Origin of the sequence: Paenibacillus sp. 1A_MP2, from assembly GCF_052244825.1 — a bacterium.
GTDB classification, from domain to species: Bacteria; Bacillota; Bacilli; order Paenibacillales; family Paenibacillaceae; genus Paenibacillus; species Paenibacillus vandeheii.
The window spans coordinates 4,357,636-4,372,555 of the sequence record NZ_JBQQCS010000001.1 but is presented as its reverse complement, the minus strand read 5'-3'; the positions used below and the strand labels follow the sequence as shown (position 1 = coordinate 4,372,555).

General features: G+C 46.5%; 11 protein-coding genes and 2 pseudogenes. 9 read left to right on the top strand and 4 right to left on the bottom strand.

Annotation, left to right across the window (positions count from 1 at the left end; translation table 11 throughout):
• Window positions 1–321: 321 nt before the first annotated feature.
• The 4 genes from ACTWJ7_RS21270 to ACTWJ7_RS21255 all read left to right on the top strand — a co-directional run bounded on the left by ACTWJ7_RS21270 (window position 322) and on the right by ACTWJ7_RS21255 (window position 5,140).
• Window positions 322–1,362 carry an ABC transporter ATP-binding protein gene (locus ACTWJ7_RS21270; RefSeq protein ID WP_079344265.1) on the top strand — a complete coding sequence of 347 codons (1,041 nt, stop codon included), beginning with the start codon at window positions 322–324 and terminating at the stop codon, window positions 1,360–1,362.
• Window positions 1,355–2,869, top strand: coding sequence for an osmoprotectant update ABC transporter permease/substrate-binding subunit OpuFB (gene opuFB / locus ACTWJ7_RS21265; RefSeq protein ID WP_079344266.1), 1,515 nt, complete (start codon window positions 1,355–1,357; stop codon window positions 2,867–2,869). The genes ACTWJ7_RS21270 and opuFB overlap by 8 nt, the downstream gene beginning before the upstream one ends.
• Before the next feature lie 54 nt (window positions 2,870–2,923).
• Complete coding sequence (locus tag ACTWJ7_RS21260) at window positions 2,924–4,270, top strand: dihydrolipoyl dehydrogenase family protein (RefSeq protein ID WP_079344267.1); 1,347 nt, start codon at window positions 2,924–2,926, stop codon at window positions 4,268–4,270.
• 261 nt (window positions 4,271–4,531) lie between these two features.
• Window positions 4,532–5,140, top strand: a complete 609-nt coding sequence (locus ACTWJ7_RS21255) for a DUF1349 domain-containing protein (protein WP_053782107.1) — start codon at window positions 4,532–4,534, stop codon at window positions 5,138–5,140.
• A 197-nt stretch (window positions 5,141–5,337) separates the two neighbouring features.
• On the opposite strand, the gene ACTWJ7_RS21250 is transcribed toward ACTWJ7_RS21255, so the two are convergent.
• Window positions 5,338–5,811 carry an SET domain-containing protein gene (locus ACTWJ7_RS21250; protein WP_301879542.1) on the bottom strand — a complete coding sequence of 158 codons (474 nt, stop codon included), beginning with the start codon at window positions 5,809–5,811 and terminating at the stop codon, window positions 5,338–5,340.
• A gap of 245 nt (window positions 5,812–6,056) precedes the next feature.
• On the opposite strand from ACTWJ7_RS21250, the gene ACTWJ7_RS21245 reads away from it, so the two are divergent.
• The gene (locus ACTWJ7_RS21245; protein WP_301878890.1) at window positions 6,057–7,613 is read left to right on the top strand and encodes an ABC-F family ATP-binding cassette domain-containing protein; all 1,557 of its coding nucleotides are present in this window, start codon (window positions 6,057–6,059) and stop codon (window positions 7,611–7,613) included.
• 85 nt (window positions 7,614–7,698) lie between these two features.
• On the opposite strand, the gene ACTWJ7_RS21240 is transcribed toward ACTWJ7_RS21245, so the two are convergent.
• The gene (locus ACTWJ7_RS21240; RefSeq protein ID WP_301878889.1) at window positions 7,699–8,259 is read right to left on the bottom strand and encodes an NAD(P)H oxidoreductase; all 561 of its coding nucleotides are present in this window, start codon (window positions 8,257–8,259) and stop codon (window positions 7,699–7,701) included.
• 185 nt (window positions 8,260–8,444) lie between these two features.
• Between ACTWJ7_RS21240 and ACTWJ7_RS21235 the strand changes: the two genes are divergently transcribed.
• The 4 genes and pseudogenes from ACTWJ7_RS21235 to ACTWJ7_RS21220 all read left to right on the top strand — a co-directional run bounded on the left by ACTWJ7_RS21235 (window position 8,445) and on the right by ACTWJ7_RS21220 (window position 13,593).
• Entirely contained in the window at window positions 8,445–8,834 is a 390-nt protein-coding gene (locus ACTWJ7_RS21235; RefSeq protein ID WP_024633829.1) for a winged helix-turn-helix transcriptional regulator, read from the top strand.
• Between the two features lie 215 nt (window positions 8,835–9,049).
• A pseudogene (locus ACTWJ7_RS21230) lies at window positions 9,050–10,890 on the top strand (assimilatory sulfite reductase (NADPH) flavoprotein subunit).
• Between the two features lie 54 nt (window positions 10,891–10,944).
• Window positions 10,945–12,666: an assimilatory sulfite reductase (NADPH) hemoprotein subunit gene (gene cysI / locus ACTWJ7_RS21225; protein WP_301878887.1), complete on the top strand. Its 1,722-nt coding sequence runs from the start codon at window positions 10,945–10,947 to the stop codon at window positions 12,664–12,666.
• 210 nt (window positions 12,667–12,876) lie between these two features.
• Window positions 12,877–13,593 carry a YebC/PmpR family DNA-binding transcriptional regulator gene (locus ACTWJ7_RS21220; RefSeq protein WP_024633833.1) on the top strand — a complete coding sequence of 239 codons (717 nt, stop codon included), beginning with the start codon at window positions 12,877–12,879 and terminating at the stop codon, window positions 13,591–13,593.
• A gap of 89 nt (window positions 13,594–13,682) precedes the next feature.
• Here the strand turns inward: ACTWJ7_RS21220 and ACTWJ7_RS21215 are convergent.
• Window positions 13,683–14,170: pseudogene (locus ACTWJ7_RS21215) on the bottom strand (DMT family transporter).
• 15 nt (window positions 14,171–14,185) lie between these two features.
• Window positions 14,186–14,884 (bottom strand): Crp/Fnr family transcriptional regulator, encoded by a 699-nt coding sequence (locus ACTWJ7_RS21210; RefSeq protein ID WP_301878886.1) that lies wholly within the window; start codon window positions 14,882–14,884, stop codon window positions 14,186–14,188.
• Window positions 14,885–14,920 lie beyond the last annotated feature (36 nt).

Sequence of the window (14,920 nt, the reverse complement as noted above, 5' to 3'; positions counted from 1 at the left end):
AAACGAACTTCTATAATCATTATACCACTCTGTCAAAAACCAAAGCATTTATTTTCTTGACTGATCAGTCTGGAAAGTGTACTTTCCTTTTTTATGATGTCCCCATTCATTATAAAAATATTGGAAGGAAATACTGCATAATAATAAGAAGATGGTGCCTGGATGCCCGTCTTTTTGTTGATTGTTCAACCTTTGGAGGTATCCGTACATAACCGATTTCTATAGAAACAACAATGCCTCAGTCCAGCACGGTGATTATATGTCTATAATTTTGGGGAAATAGATGAGAATGAATGTTTCATAAAGGAGAGAAGTGAACGGATGATTCAGTTCGAAAATGTATCCAAGCAATACCCTGATGGAACCCATGCTCTGCGTCAGGTGAATCTCAACATTAATAAGGGAGAGCTGTTCGTCATGATTGGTCCGAGCGGTTGTGGCAAAACCACGATGCTCAAAATGATCAATCGCCTAATCGACCGGACAGATGGAACCGTGCGGATTAACGGACGACCCATCGATGAATATAACATTCATGAATTGCGCTGGAATATCGGATATGTGCTGCAACAGATTGCATTGTTCCCACATATGACGATTGCCGAAAATATTGCGGTTGTTCCTGAACTGAGAAAGTGGAAATCAGAGCAAATCAAGGAGCGCGTACATACTTTGCTGGACATGGTTGGACTGAAAGGAACCACATACAGTGATCGCAAGCCTGCTGAGCTATCTGGTGGACAACAGCAGAGAATCGGTGTATTGCGCGCACTCGCTGCCGATCCCGAAATTGTATTGATGGATGAACCGTTCAGTGCACTCGACCCGATAAGCCGCGAGAAATTACAGGATGATATTCTGGATATTCAACGTCAGATGAAGAAGACGATTGTATTTGTTACTCATGATATTCAGGAAGCGATGAAGCTGGGGGATCGCATCTGTATCATGAAGGATGGGCAAGTGTTGCAGGTGGGTACCCCGGAAGAACTGATCCAGCAGCCGGTCAATGAATTTGTACGTGACTTTGTTGGCAGTCCTGGTCCGGATAGGAGTTCACAGCCTGTATCTGGTGGGGACACGATGTATGAATTGCAAAAGGCTTCCGGAGAACAAGAACGACTAACTTCGTTATTTGATCTTGAAACAATCATGTCACCACTCGCACCCGGGCATGTACCTAAGTCAGTCAAAACGGCTGTTCCCGTATCGATTACACTGCCGGATTTTGTGGAGATCATGGCTTCCCATGATCATTTGCTGGTCGAGAAAGACCACCAGATTATAGGCCAGGTCAGTCGAGCCGATCTGATCCGGTATTGGTCCGGTCAGCTGCAGGAACGGGGTGAAGGACATGAGTAAATTTACGGAGGTGTTTAGCGAGCGCAAAGGACAATTGCTGTCTGCTCTCCTTGAGCATATTCAGATCTCATTTATCGCGTTGTTCTTTGCCGTTCTGATCGCTATTCCGCTCGGCATTTATCTAACACGGAAACCGAGAGTGGCTGAGCCGATAATTGGGGTTACGGCAGTACTGCAAACGATCCCGTCCCTGGCGCTTCTCGGATTGCTCATCCCGTTATTTGGCATCGGTACACTTCCTGCGATCATTGCCCTAGTGGTGTATGCATTGCTTCCGGTACTGCGCAATACATACACTGGCATATCCGAAGTCGATCCTTCCATGGTCGAGGCAGCGAATGCCATGGGCATGAACAGTCGTCAACGTCTGACCAAAGTGGAGCTGCCACTCGCGATGCCTGTTATTATGGCAGGCATTCGTACTGCCATGGTTCTGATTGTAGGTACAGCAACGCTTGCTGCCCTAATTGGTGCGGGTGGCCTGGGTAAATTGATTTTGCTCGGCATTGACCGAAACGACACTGCATTGATTATTTTGGGAGCCATCCCGGCCGCATTGCTTGCGATTTTGTTTGATGTGCTGCTGCGTCAGTTCCAGCGCCTATCGTTCAGGAAAACGATGATTACTCTCGGAACTCTTGCTCTGGTGGCCGTTTTGGTGATCACGATTCCCTGGCTCTCCCGTGGAGGGCAAAAGGATCTCGTTATTGCTGGCAAGCTGGGTGCAGAACCGGAGATTCTCATTAATATGTACAAATTGCTGATTGATAAAGATACCGATCTGAAGGTTGAATTGAAACCCGGATTGGGGAAAACCACATTTCTGTTCAATGCCCTGAAATCAGGTGATATTGATATTTATCCGGAATTCACGGGTACCGCCATTTCGGAATTTATGAAAGAAACCGCAGTCAGCACCGATCGCAAAGAAGTGTATGAACAGGCAAAGGACGGGATGCTGAGCCAATTCAATATGGTTCTTCTCAACCCGATGGATTACAACAATACGTATACGTTGGCTGTGCCTCAAAAGGTTGCGGATCAGTATAATCTGAAGACCATCTCGGACCTCAAGTCGGTACAGCAGCAGATTAAGGCAGGCTTTACACTGGAATTCTCAGATCGGGAAGACGGATATGTTGGCATTCAGAAGAAGTATGGCATCCAATTTCCGAACGTAGCAACTATGGAGCCGAAACTGCGATATGCGGCCGTTCAGCGTGGGGACATCAATTTGCTGGATGCTTACTCCACAGACAGTGAACTGAGACAGTATAAACTCGTTGTGCTGGAGGATGATCAGGAATTGTTCCCGCCATATCAGGGAGCACCGATGCTCCGCAAAGAAACGGCAGACCAATACCCGCAGCTGGTGGAGGTACTGAACCAACTTGCAGGTCGTATCACGGACGATGAGATGCGTCAAATGAATTACGAAGTAAACGTTAATGGAGCAAGTCCACAACAAGTGGCAACGGATTATCTGCAAAAGGCAGGATTATTATAGTTTGATATTCATGCGTTTGTATTTCACGGTTACACATGAAGAGGAGGAGCCAACATGACACAACAACCTTATGATTTGATCGCGATTGGAACCGGGAGTGCCGCAAGTTCTGTGATTAGCCGCTGCGCCGAAGCTGGGTGGAAAATTGCCGTAATTGATGAACGAAAGTTTGGTGGAACCTGTGCATTACGGGGCTGTGATCCCAAAAAAGTACTTGCAGGAGCAGCTGAACTTATCGACTGGAATGAACGAATGAAGGGCAAAGGAGTGGAAGGTAACGCCTCTATTCGGTGGTCGGAGCTGATGGCGTTCAAGCGAACATTTACCGAGAGTGTTCCGAGAGCCAGTGAGGATAAGTTCAAACAGGCCGGGATGGATACGTTCCACGGCAAGGCTTCTTTCGTCGACGAAGATCACATTCGTGTAGGAGACGAAGTCCTGCAGGGAAAACATATTTTAATCGCAACAGGTGCGCGTCCAGCCCCACTTCCTATTGATGGTGCAGAGCATCTGATATACAGTGATGATTTTCTTGATTTGGAACAGCTGCCGGATAAATTGGTTCTGGTGGGTGGCGGTTACATTGCTTTTGAATTTGCACATATTGCGGCCAGAGCTGGCACGGAAGTCCATATTATCCATCGAGGCGAAGAGCCGCTGAAACAGTTTGATTCCGAACTGGTGCACCTTCTGCTGAAAAAATCCGAAGAAGTAGGCATCCACGTGCACTTGAATGCGGAAGTGAAGGCGATTCGTCAGCAGGGCAACACGTATGTGGTTAGCGGAACCCGTAATGGGGCGGATCATCAATGGCAATGTGGACTTGTTGTCCATGGAGCCGGACGCATTCCGAATATAGAGGGGCTTGAACTGGAGAAGGGCAATGTCAGCTATACGAAAAAAGGTATTATCGTTAATGAGTATTTGCAAAGTGAAAGCAACTCAAGAGTCTTTGCAGCTGGTGATGTGTCCGCCACGGAAGGACTTCCACTAACGCCGCTTGCAGGCCAGGAATCACGCGCGGTATCCTTGAATCTGCTTGAAGGCAATCATCATAAACCCAATTATAAAGTGATGCCCTCGATTGTATTTACCGTGCCATCCCTGGGTTCTGTAGGCCTCGATGTCGAGCAGGCCAAGAAAGAGGGCTACGAGGTGAAGGTAAATGACATGTCGAAATGGTATACTTATAAACGTACGAATGAAAAATTTTCCATGGCCAAAGTTATTACTGATAAGGCAACGGGGCGTATCCTGGGTGCCCATGTATTGGGTGGCAAAACAGAAGAACTGATTAACCTGTTCGCGATGGCGATTCAGTTTGATTTGACGACCGATCAGTTAAACACCATGAATTTTGCATATCCTACAGCCGCATCGGACTTGGGCTCTTTAATTTAGATGAACTCACGTGTTGTAATTTGTGTCTATATAAAGTAGAAAGAAGACTACAGGAAACGGAAAGTGCTGAACCAATCTGAAGAAGCGGAGCGTTCGCCTTTATCCCCGGATTTTTCCATTTAAAAATGGATCAAAAAAATCTGGGGATAACAGCGATCGGAAGATGGTTCTGCAATTGAAGTGTCAGAGTGTCATAGACTTCAGTTCATTTTATATGGTAACGAAGATACAAGACGTGAAAGTGGAAGGAAGGGGAGAATCATGTCAGCTAATTTTCATCGGATTCATGATGCCGAGTGGACAACCGAACCGGCTCAGGCACGAACGGAAGGTGACCGTCTGATTGTGGAGGCACAGGAGGGCAGTGACTTCTGGGAGAAAACCTTTTATGGTTTCTGTCATCAGAATGGACATGCCATGCTTGCGCCATGGGATGGAACCAAGGCAGTTGAAGTCTCATTTGATCTGAGTTCATTCACGGAATTATATGATCAGGCCGGATTGATGCTTTGGCACGGCCAGGACCAATGGATCAAGGCGGGGGTTGAAGTAAACGATGGCGTGGCTCATGTAGGAGCTGTCGTAACGGATCGATTTTCCGATTGGTCGCTCTCACCTGTGCCAGAGTGGGGTGGGCGTATCGTTACCATTCGGGCTTCATATCATGACGAAGCGGTGGTCATTCGCGCCCGTACGGACGAGCATCCTTGGCGTACGATTCGGGTAGCGAGGTTTGCCTATCCGACGAACAAGCAGGCCGGACCGTTTCTCTGTTCTCCGAAGCGTGCCGGGTTCGAAGTTGCGTTTACAAAGTGGAAAATGACTGAACCGGATCAGGATCTGCACACCGACCCTCCCATTGCTGATTAAGATTGGTTCGATGTTGGGAAATGTGGTGAAAACGCAATAAATTAAACAAGCCAGTCTTCCTTGGTGGAGGACTGGCTTGTTTAGTTTGCCTTAGACAACGACATAGCCGCTGTATCAAAGCTACAACGGATGAGGGCGCAGATTATTAAAGTCTTGTTCACATAGTTGCCCTACTGCTGTAGTTTATCATCAAGATCTTATTTGCTTGAGTCCGTGTCCTGGGACGCAGAATCAATGTCATCAGCATCCTCTTCACCATCACTTGCTTCGTTCAACTCACGCATACGTTCTTCGTAATCATCTAGAAACCATAATGGGTCCATGTTATCTTCCTCGCCATTATAATTGATCAGTACTTCTTCACCGGCTTTGATATCTGTATAGGCATAGAAGTCAAAGGTATGGTTTTCGAAGTTGATATCATAGGTGGCATTGGGTTGATAGGAATGGTTGATCAGACTGCCATAACCCAACAGGATAGCCGTATGGTTGGCTCCGTATTCAAATACGTAATCTTCGAGAATTGTTTTCTCCACATGCTCGTGGTCTTCATTGGGATAAGGGACAACCGGAGCCTGATGGATCAGCTGGCCTTTTGGAATGTCTACGGTCGCAAATACGCCGCGGTTAAATTCCCCATCACCCAATTTGGATTGTTTCACTTCAATCATCATGTTCACCTGATGCTCTCCAAGAGAGCTCCATTCTTATAGTAGTAAGTCGTTTAAGGAAAAATTTTAACCCATCCATACATATAAGGCAAATGCCATCGGTTTCAGTTTGAGTGGATCGAGAGTCGAAATGCAGGACATTTCATTGAAAAATGGTGCTAAATTTACAATATGGCGTTGAGTTGTGCATGATATAACGATTATAATATACAAAGAATTAAGTCTATATAGAAAAGGTGTCATGAATGAGCATATTAAATGTCGAAAAATTAAGTCACGGTTTTGGTGACCGTGCTATCTTTAACAACGTTTCTTTCCGCCTGCTGAAAGGCGAACACATTGGACTGATCGGGGCCAATGGTGAGGGTAAATCGACCTTCATGAACATTATTACAGGTAAACTCCAGCCGGATGAAGGCAAAGTGGAGTGGTCCAAACGCATGCGTGTCGGATATTTGGATCAGCACGCCGTGCTGAACAAAGGACAATCCATTCGTGATGTACTTCGTGGTGCGTTCCAGTATTTGTTCGACATGGAGCAGGAAATGAATGATATGTATGGCAAAATGGGCGATGTAACTCCTGAGGAACTGGAGCAGCTGCTTGAGGACGTAGGTACGATTCAGGATACGCTGACCAATCAGGATTTTTACATGATCGATGCCAAAGTGGACGAGACAGCACGCGGTCTGGGTCTGACCGATATCGGTCTGGACAAGGACGTTAATGACCTTAGTGGTGGACAGCGGACGAAAGTACTGCTCGCCAAGCTGCTGCTTGAAAAACCGGATATTTTGCTCCTGGATGAGCCTACGAACTATCTGGATGAATTGCATATCGAATGGCTGAAACGCTATTTGCAGGAATATGAGAATGCCTTTATTCTGATCTCGCATGATATCCCGTTCCTGAACAGTGTAATTAACTTGATCTATCACATGGAAAATCAGGATCTCACGCGTTATGTGGGCGATTATGATCACTTCCAAGAGGTTCACGAGATGAGAAAACAACAACTGGAGTCGGCGTATAAGCGCCAACAACAGGAAATTGCGGATCTCAAGGACTTTGTGGCCCGGAACAAGGCCAGTGTGGCTACGCGCAACATGGCGATGTCCAGACAGAAGAAGCTGGACAAGATGGATGTCATCGAAATTGCCAAGGAAAAACCGAAACCACAATTCAATTTCCGTGATGCCAGAACGTCCGGCAAACTCATTTTCGAAACGAAGGGCCTTGTCATTGGTTACAATGAGCCGTTATCGAGACCACTGGACCTGCGTATGGAGCGTGGACAGAAGATCGCCCTCGTTGGTGCGAACGGTATCGGTAAAACAACCCTGATGCGCAGCATTCTGGGTGAGATTCAAGCACTGGAAGGAACCGTTCAGCGTGGTGAACACCTCGAGATTGGGTATTTCCAACAAGAGATGAAGGAAGCGAATTACAATACCTGTATCGAAGAAATCTGGCAGGAGTTCCCTTCTTACACTCAATTTGAAGTGCGTGCTGCACTCGCAAAATGCGGACTGACTACCGAGCATATTGAGAGCAAGGTTGCGGTTCTGAGTGGTGGCGAGAAAGCCAAAGTGCGTCTCTGCAAACTGATCAATAATGAAACGAACCTGCTTGTACTCGATGAGCCGACGAACCATCTGGACGTTGACGCCAAGGAAGAATTGAAACGTGCGCTCAAAGCATACAAAGGCAGCATTCTGCTGATCTCTCACGAACCTGAATTCTATCGCGATGTGGTTACGGAGACATGGAATTGTGAGTCGTGGACAACGAAGGTGTTCTAATTTCAAAGCCATCACTGGATGAAATATGAACCAGCATAAGACAGCGCCATGGTTAAATGGACGCTGTCTTTTTGCATTGCAACGGTTATTGGTAATGTCTGCCGAGTTGATACGCTTGCTCCAGCAAGCCTTCAATATGTTCTTTGGATTCCGATAACGTCTCGTAGAGGAATTCTACCTGTGACTCCTGTAATTTGGCATAGCCAGCGATCCCGTTATTCAAATAATTCGTGATCATGTTGTAATAATCGTATTTATGGAATGAAGCCTCCGTACCTCCAGCTAGAGCAATCCAGAGTACCTTTTTGGAGTTAACCCTGTTCAGCAGTCCCATGTTCCATACCTTGTCCAGATAGGCTTTGAGCATGGATGGGACGTTGTACCACCATATCGGAAAAACAAATACAATGGCATCAGCCGCAAGCACGCGATCCAGCTCTTTGCGAATCACAGGGGCATGCTGCTTGTCGGGATTTTGCCAATCTCGCTCATCTTCTACACTGTATAAAGGATCAAATCCATCACGATACAGATCGAGAATATCAATTTCGTGGTGATTCTCCTTCATACCTTCTATAAAACGATTCATCACGGCAAATGTTAGGGAATCCTGTCTTGGGTGAGTAACGACCAGTTTGACTTTCATGTAGGAGTAACCATCCTTTTTTTCTTCATTTTTGGTTTAACGTTCTGACCAATGTTATTATAAGGTTCATGACATCTTATTGAGAAGTACGCACCTTCGAGTGCTGTAGAAACCTTGAGGTTCTTCGGTTACTAATAATAAGGTAATAAGGGATATACATATATGTGATTTAAGGGGGATTACGAATGGAACATGAACTGAAAAAATATGAAAGCGGAGTGCAGGCGATGCTGGAACTGGTCGGTGGAAAGTGGAGGATTCTAATTCTGTATCAGTTGATATCAGGTAAAAAACGAACAAGCGAACTTCGCAGAGCCATTCCCGGCATTACTCAAAAGGTCCTTACCCAGCAGCTGCGTGATCTTGAAAAGAATGAAATTATCCACCGGATCATTCATCCCCAGATTCCGCCCAAGGTAGAGTATGAGCTGACAGAGTATGGCCTTACTCTGCAGAATATCATCGACCGCATCTGTCTGTGGGGAGAGAATCATCTGGACAGAGTATATGGAGATAAAAGCAAAGTGCTGGAGAATCATTTTAGCGAATATATTCCGCATAACCCTTCTACCTAAGCTTGCGGCCAAATGAATATTAAAAACAACAACCGTCCTGAATTGAAAAGGAGGGTATTTGTTGTTTAATTGTCCTTTATCAGCGAAACTGATAAATGCTATAAAATCATCGAAATTGACCCTTACCACCGGGTATGGTAGGTTCAAGAGAGTAGAAATTAATATGATCATTTTAGTAGGAATTAAAATTGAAGCAATGCGCGAGGTGGCAAATGGTGGAACTTCAAGTGACAAACAGCCCTTTTAATCAGGAACAGGTTGAGCTGCTCAATCGCCTTATTCCTACATTGAACGATGGACAGAAAACATGGTTAAGCGGATATCTGACAGCCATTCAGGGAACTGCAGCTTTAACTGCTGGTGTTGCACAAGTGCAACAGCCCGTAACTTCAGCAGGTATAACTACTCCTGCAAATACACCAGCGGTGTCCAGAGAAGTCACGGTACTCTTTGGATCACAAACGGGAACTCCAGCGGACTCTCCAAGAAACTGGTGAAAAAGCTGGAAGAGCAGGGGCTTCAGGTGACCCTGTCGGCAATGGGAGATTTTAAACCGAACGGACTGAAAAAAATAGAGAATCTCCTCATTATTGTCAGCACACATGGAGAAGGCGAACCGCCGGATAATGCGATACCATTGCATGAATTCCTGCATAGCAAACGAGCTCCGAAGCTCGAAGGATTGCGTTACTCCGTATTGGCGCTGGGAGATACTTCGTATGAGTTCTTCTGCCAGACAGGAAAAGATTTTGACCATCGTTTGCAGGAGCTAGGCGGAACAGCGCTTGTACCACGTGTGGACTGTGATGTTGATTTTGATGAAGCAGCAGCGGAGTGGATGAATGCTGTACTTGCTTCACTCAGTAGCTCATCGGATGCTGCAGGTACGATAACCAGTGAAGCGGTTGTAGCTGCAGTAAGCAGCGGGGAATCGGAATTCAATCGCACGAATCCATTTAAAGCAGAAGTGCTTGAAAATCTCAATCTGAACGGAAGAGGATCGGACCGGGAGACCCGTCACATTGAACTGTCCCTGGAAGGTTCCAATCTGGAGTATGAACCGGGTGACAGCCTGGGTGTATTCCCTGAAAATCATCCACGCTTAGTCGATGAGCTGATTGCGGCCATGGAATGGAATGCGGATGAGCGCGTTACGGTGAATAAAGCTGGAGACCAGGTATCGGTACGTGAAGCATTGCTGCGTTATTTTGAAATTACAGCGGTAACCAAACCGGTTGTTGAACAGCTCGCGAAGCTGAATCCGGGAAGCGGGTTGCCCGCTCTGCTCGCAGATGATTCGGAATTTCGCAAGGTGATGAACAGCTGTGACTTGCTCGATCTGGTACATGACTATGGGCTTAAAGGTATTCCGGCTGCATCATTTGTAGCGGTGCTTCGTAAAATCCCGGCACGTCTATATTCGATCGCCAGCAGTTCGAAGTCTTTCCCGGATGAAGTTCATCTGACCGTTCGCACAGTACGTTATGATTCACGTGGCAGAGAGCGCTACGGTGTATGCTCTGTTCATCTGGCTGAACGAACCGAAATCGGTGATACATTGCCTGTCTTTATTCAGCAAAATCCTAACTTCAAACTGCCGGAGAACCCGGATGCTCCAATCATTATGATTGGGCCAGGTACAGGTGTTGCTCCGTTCAGATCGTTCCTTGGAGAACGTGAAGAGACGGGTGCAGGAGGCAAGACATGGCTATTCTACGGGGATCAGCATTTCTCCACCGACTTCCTGTACCAGACCGAATGGCAGCGCTGGCTTAAGGACGGCGTTCTTACGAAGATGGATGTGGCTTTTTCCCGTGATGCGGAAGAGAAAGTATATGTACAGCATCGGATGCTTGAACACAGCAAAGAGCTGTATCAGTGGCTGCAGGAAGGTGCAAGTGTATATATCTGTGGCGACGAGAAAAGAATGGCACATGATGTTCATGCTGCACTCGCAACAATTCTTGAACAAGAGGGTGGTTTAACACCCGAACAGGCAGCAGAATACTTGACACGGTTGCAACAGGAAAAACGTTATCAGCGGGATGTGTATTAATTTCAGAGTATATGCCAGATAAGGCATTCCGTAGATACGAGAGGAGAAAGCAGCATGGCTTATAATAACTTACTTAACCCGCAGCGCACGAACAGCGATGTGGAAGATATAAAGATCAAAAGTAACTACTTGCGCGGAAGCCTGACTGAAACACTGGCGGATCGAATCAGTGGAGCAATTCCCGAGGACGATAACCGCCTGATGAAACATCACGGAAGTTATATGCAAGATGACCGTGACTTGCGTAATGAGCGGAATAAATCCAAACTGGAGCCTGCTTACCAATTCATGCTGCGTGTGCGTGCTTCCGGAGGGGTTGTTACACCCGAACAATGGCTGATGATGGATCGTGTTGCTCATAAATACGCGAATGAGACGATTCGTCTGACGACACGCCAGTCATTTCAACTGCATGGTGTTCTCAAATGGGACCTCAAAAATACCATTCGTGAAGTGAATGATTCGTTGCTCAGCACCCTTGCTGCGTGTGGCGATGTCAATCGGAACGTGATGTGCAACCCGAATCCGAATCAATCGGATATTCATGCTGAAGTATATGAATGGGCATGCCAGGTGAGCAATCATCTTGACCCGCGTACCCGTGCTTATCACGAGCTGTGGCTGGATGGGGAGAAAATTATTGATTCACAGGATTCGGATGAAGAAGTGGAACCGATTTATGGCAAAGTGTATTTGCCGCGTAAGTTCAAAATCGGAATTGCCGTTCCTCCATCCAATGATGTCGATGTATTTTCACAGGATCTCGGCTTTATCGCGATTGTGGAGAACGGCAAGCTGCAAGGCTTTAACGTTTCAGTCGGCGGTGGTATGGGCATGTCTCACGGTGATCCGAAGACTTATCCTCAGGTGTCCAAAGTCATTGGTTTCTGTACACCAGAGCAAATGATTGATGTCGCGGAGAAGACGGTTATGATTCAGCGGGATTATGGGGATCGTGCAGTACGTAAACATGCCCGGTTCAAATATACAATCGATGACCGCGGCCTGGCCTGGTTCGTGGAGGAATTGACCAGTCGTCTCGGCTGGAAGCTGGATGCGGCGCGCGAGTTCCATTTTGATCATAATGGAGATCGTTATGGCTGGGTGAAAGGCAGCAATGGCAGATGGCATTACACCTTGTTCATTCAGAATGGACGAGTGAAGGATGTGGACGGTTATCCGCTCATGACGGGTCTGCGTGAAATTGCCAAGGTTCATACTGGAGATTTCCGTCTGACAGCTAACCAAAACCTGATTATTGGTAATGTTAGCAGCCAGAAGAAGAAAAAGATTGAAGCGCTGATTCAGCAATACAATCTGACCGACGGCGCTCATTACTCAGCGCTCCGGAGAAGTTCTATGGCTTGTGTGGCGCTTCCGACTTGTGGTCTTGCCATGGCAGAATCCGAACGTTATCTGCCTTCCCTGATCGACAAGCTGGAGCCTGTACTGGACGAAGCGGGACTGAGAGACGAAGAGATTGTCATTCGTATGACGGGTTGCCCGAACGGCTGCGCGAGACCAATGCTGGCTGAGATTTCGTTCATCGGCAAAGCTCCGGGGAAATACAATATGTATCTTGGCGGAAGTTTTACAGGGCATCGCTTGAACAAATTGTACAAAGAAAATATTGGCGAAACCGAAATTTTGGAAACATTGACTCCAATGGTGAATCAATATGCCAGAGAGCGCAATGATGGTGAGCATTTTGGAGATTTCGTCATTCGTGCCGGCTATGTGCCTGAAGTGCTGGATGGTCAGCAATTTCATGCTTAATTAGTTGAATTCGTGAAGAGAAGCATTCCTTATGGAATTGCTTCTTTGGCGTTTTTGGGTCGTTTTCTTTTGGGATTTCTAAACGGGGCAAGGTGAAATTGACTTGCCCTTTACCATTATTTCGTGAGTCTAAACTTGTTGAAGTACGCTCAACAAGATATAATGACTAGGTAGAAAGCAGATTATATGTTGAAAGTGAGCGGAAACGATATGGGTCGTAAGTGGAATAATATTAAAGAAAAAAAAGCTTCAAAAGATGCAAATACAAGCCGGGTCTATGCCAAATTCGGCGTTGAGATTTATGTAGCTGCCAAGAAGGGCGAACCGGACCCGGAAGCGAACCGCGCACTGAAAGTCGTGCTGGAACGTGCCAAGACGTACAACGTACCCAAAGCCATTATTGATCGCGCCATGGAAAAGGCAAAAGGTAGCGGGGACGAGAATTATGAAGAATTGCGTTATGAAGGATTCGGGCCTAATGGTGCCATGGTCATCGTTGATGCCCTCACCAATAATGTGAATCGTACTGCACCGGAAGTGCGCTCCGCATTTAACAAAAACGCGGGTAATATGGGTGTGAGTGGTTCAGTTGCTTATATGTTTGATCCTACCGCGGTAATCGGGGTTGAAGGCAAAACTTCAGAAGAAGTGCTTGAGCTCTTGCTTGAAGCAGATGTGGATGTACGTGATATTGTGGACGAAGATGAATCGGTTATCGTCTACGCTGAGCCAGACCAATTCCACGCTGTACAGGAAGCATTCAAAGCGGCGGGCGTTACCGAGTTCACCGTAGCCGAGCTGACGATGCTGGCGCAAAACCATATTGAACTTCCAGAGGACGCACAAGCCCAGTTCGAGAAGCTGATCGATGCGCTTGAGGACCTTGAAGATGTGCAGCAGGTGTACCATAACGTAGAGTTTGTTTAATGTGAATTAACGATACTTGCTCGTATCAATTGCCAAAAGAGTGTCTGGCCAATCAACGGGATTGGACAGACACTCTTTTTATTGTTTTTCTAGGAGTCGGATTGCAACGCACTAGCAGATTTTTTCAATTTTGCAGACTTGCTGCCGCCAAACTTGAACAACAAGATACCGCCTACGATGACCAGAACCCCGAGAAGCTGGTTCCACGAGAATGGAATTTGCTCCAGTCCAAGCCAACCCATGGAATCAAACAGCAGGGCGAAACTTAACTGGGAGGTGAGTACGATAGAGATGGCAAAGGTAGGACCGAGCAGCTTCATTCCCTGTACGAGACAGAAGACCACCCCAACACCGATGGCTCCGCTAAGCCAATACCAGGGCTGCATGTGCTGGAAGCTGAACGTATTTTTCCCTCCACCACCAAAGAAATCAGAAACGATGCAATAAACCCGGTGAAAAGCACCATCGTTGTTGTGGACCACGAGCCGGTACGTTCATTTACTTTACTATTAAAGATGGTCTGCAGACTGACAAGAGAGCCTGCCAGTAACGCTAGCAAAATACCTGTAATAATCATAGGATATAGATCTCCTTATTCATAGATGTTATGACCCGCCACTTCTGCCAGACCCGCTCGATCTTTGACCATAATAAATCCCTGATCCCGGATAATTAATCCATCCGCACATAGTTTCTGAATCACCCGATTCAAATGCCGATAACTCGTGCCGATGAGATTTGCGATATCTGTCAAATTGAAAGCGTCCAGTTCTTCGTGGACAACAGCCCCCGCTTCTTCTGTAGAGATCGAGAGCAAATAACTGGCTAATCGAACCTCAACCGGATACATCAGGTTGAAGTTGGAGAAGTTCGAATCAATATAAAACTTGTGAGAAATAATTTTGAGCAGAAATTTCAACAGGGGTGCGTAATCGCTGGCTAGTTCAGCCAACCATTGATAATGAATACGCAGCATCACGACAGGTGAGACCGCCTGTACGGTGTTCACGATGTCGCTCTCCCGAATGTACTCGACATCACCAACGACTTCAAGTGGTGTTTTGAAACAAAGAACGAGTGTTTTATCCTGTGGTGAGGTCGTGAAGATTTTGATTTTCCCCTCGACCAGCACGTATAAATATTCGGAAGTTTCGCCTTCACGGCAGATCAATTCGCACTTCTCGAAATGGCATAACGTCATATGCGTACGCAGGGGCTCGTGAAATACCGATTCGAGTTGATACTGCTTCAAATAGTGCAATAATTGATGCTCATTCTGGTATTCTTCCATAATGTATTTCACCCCCGACTATATACTCGACACCAG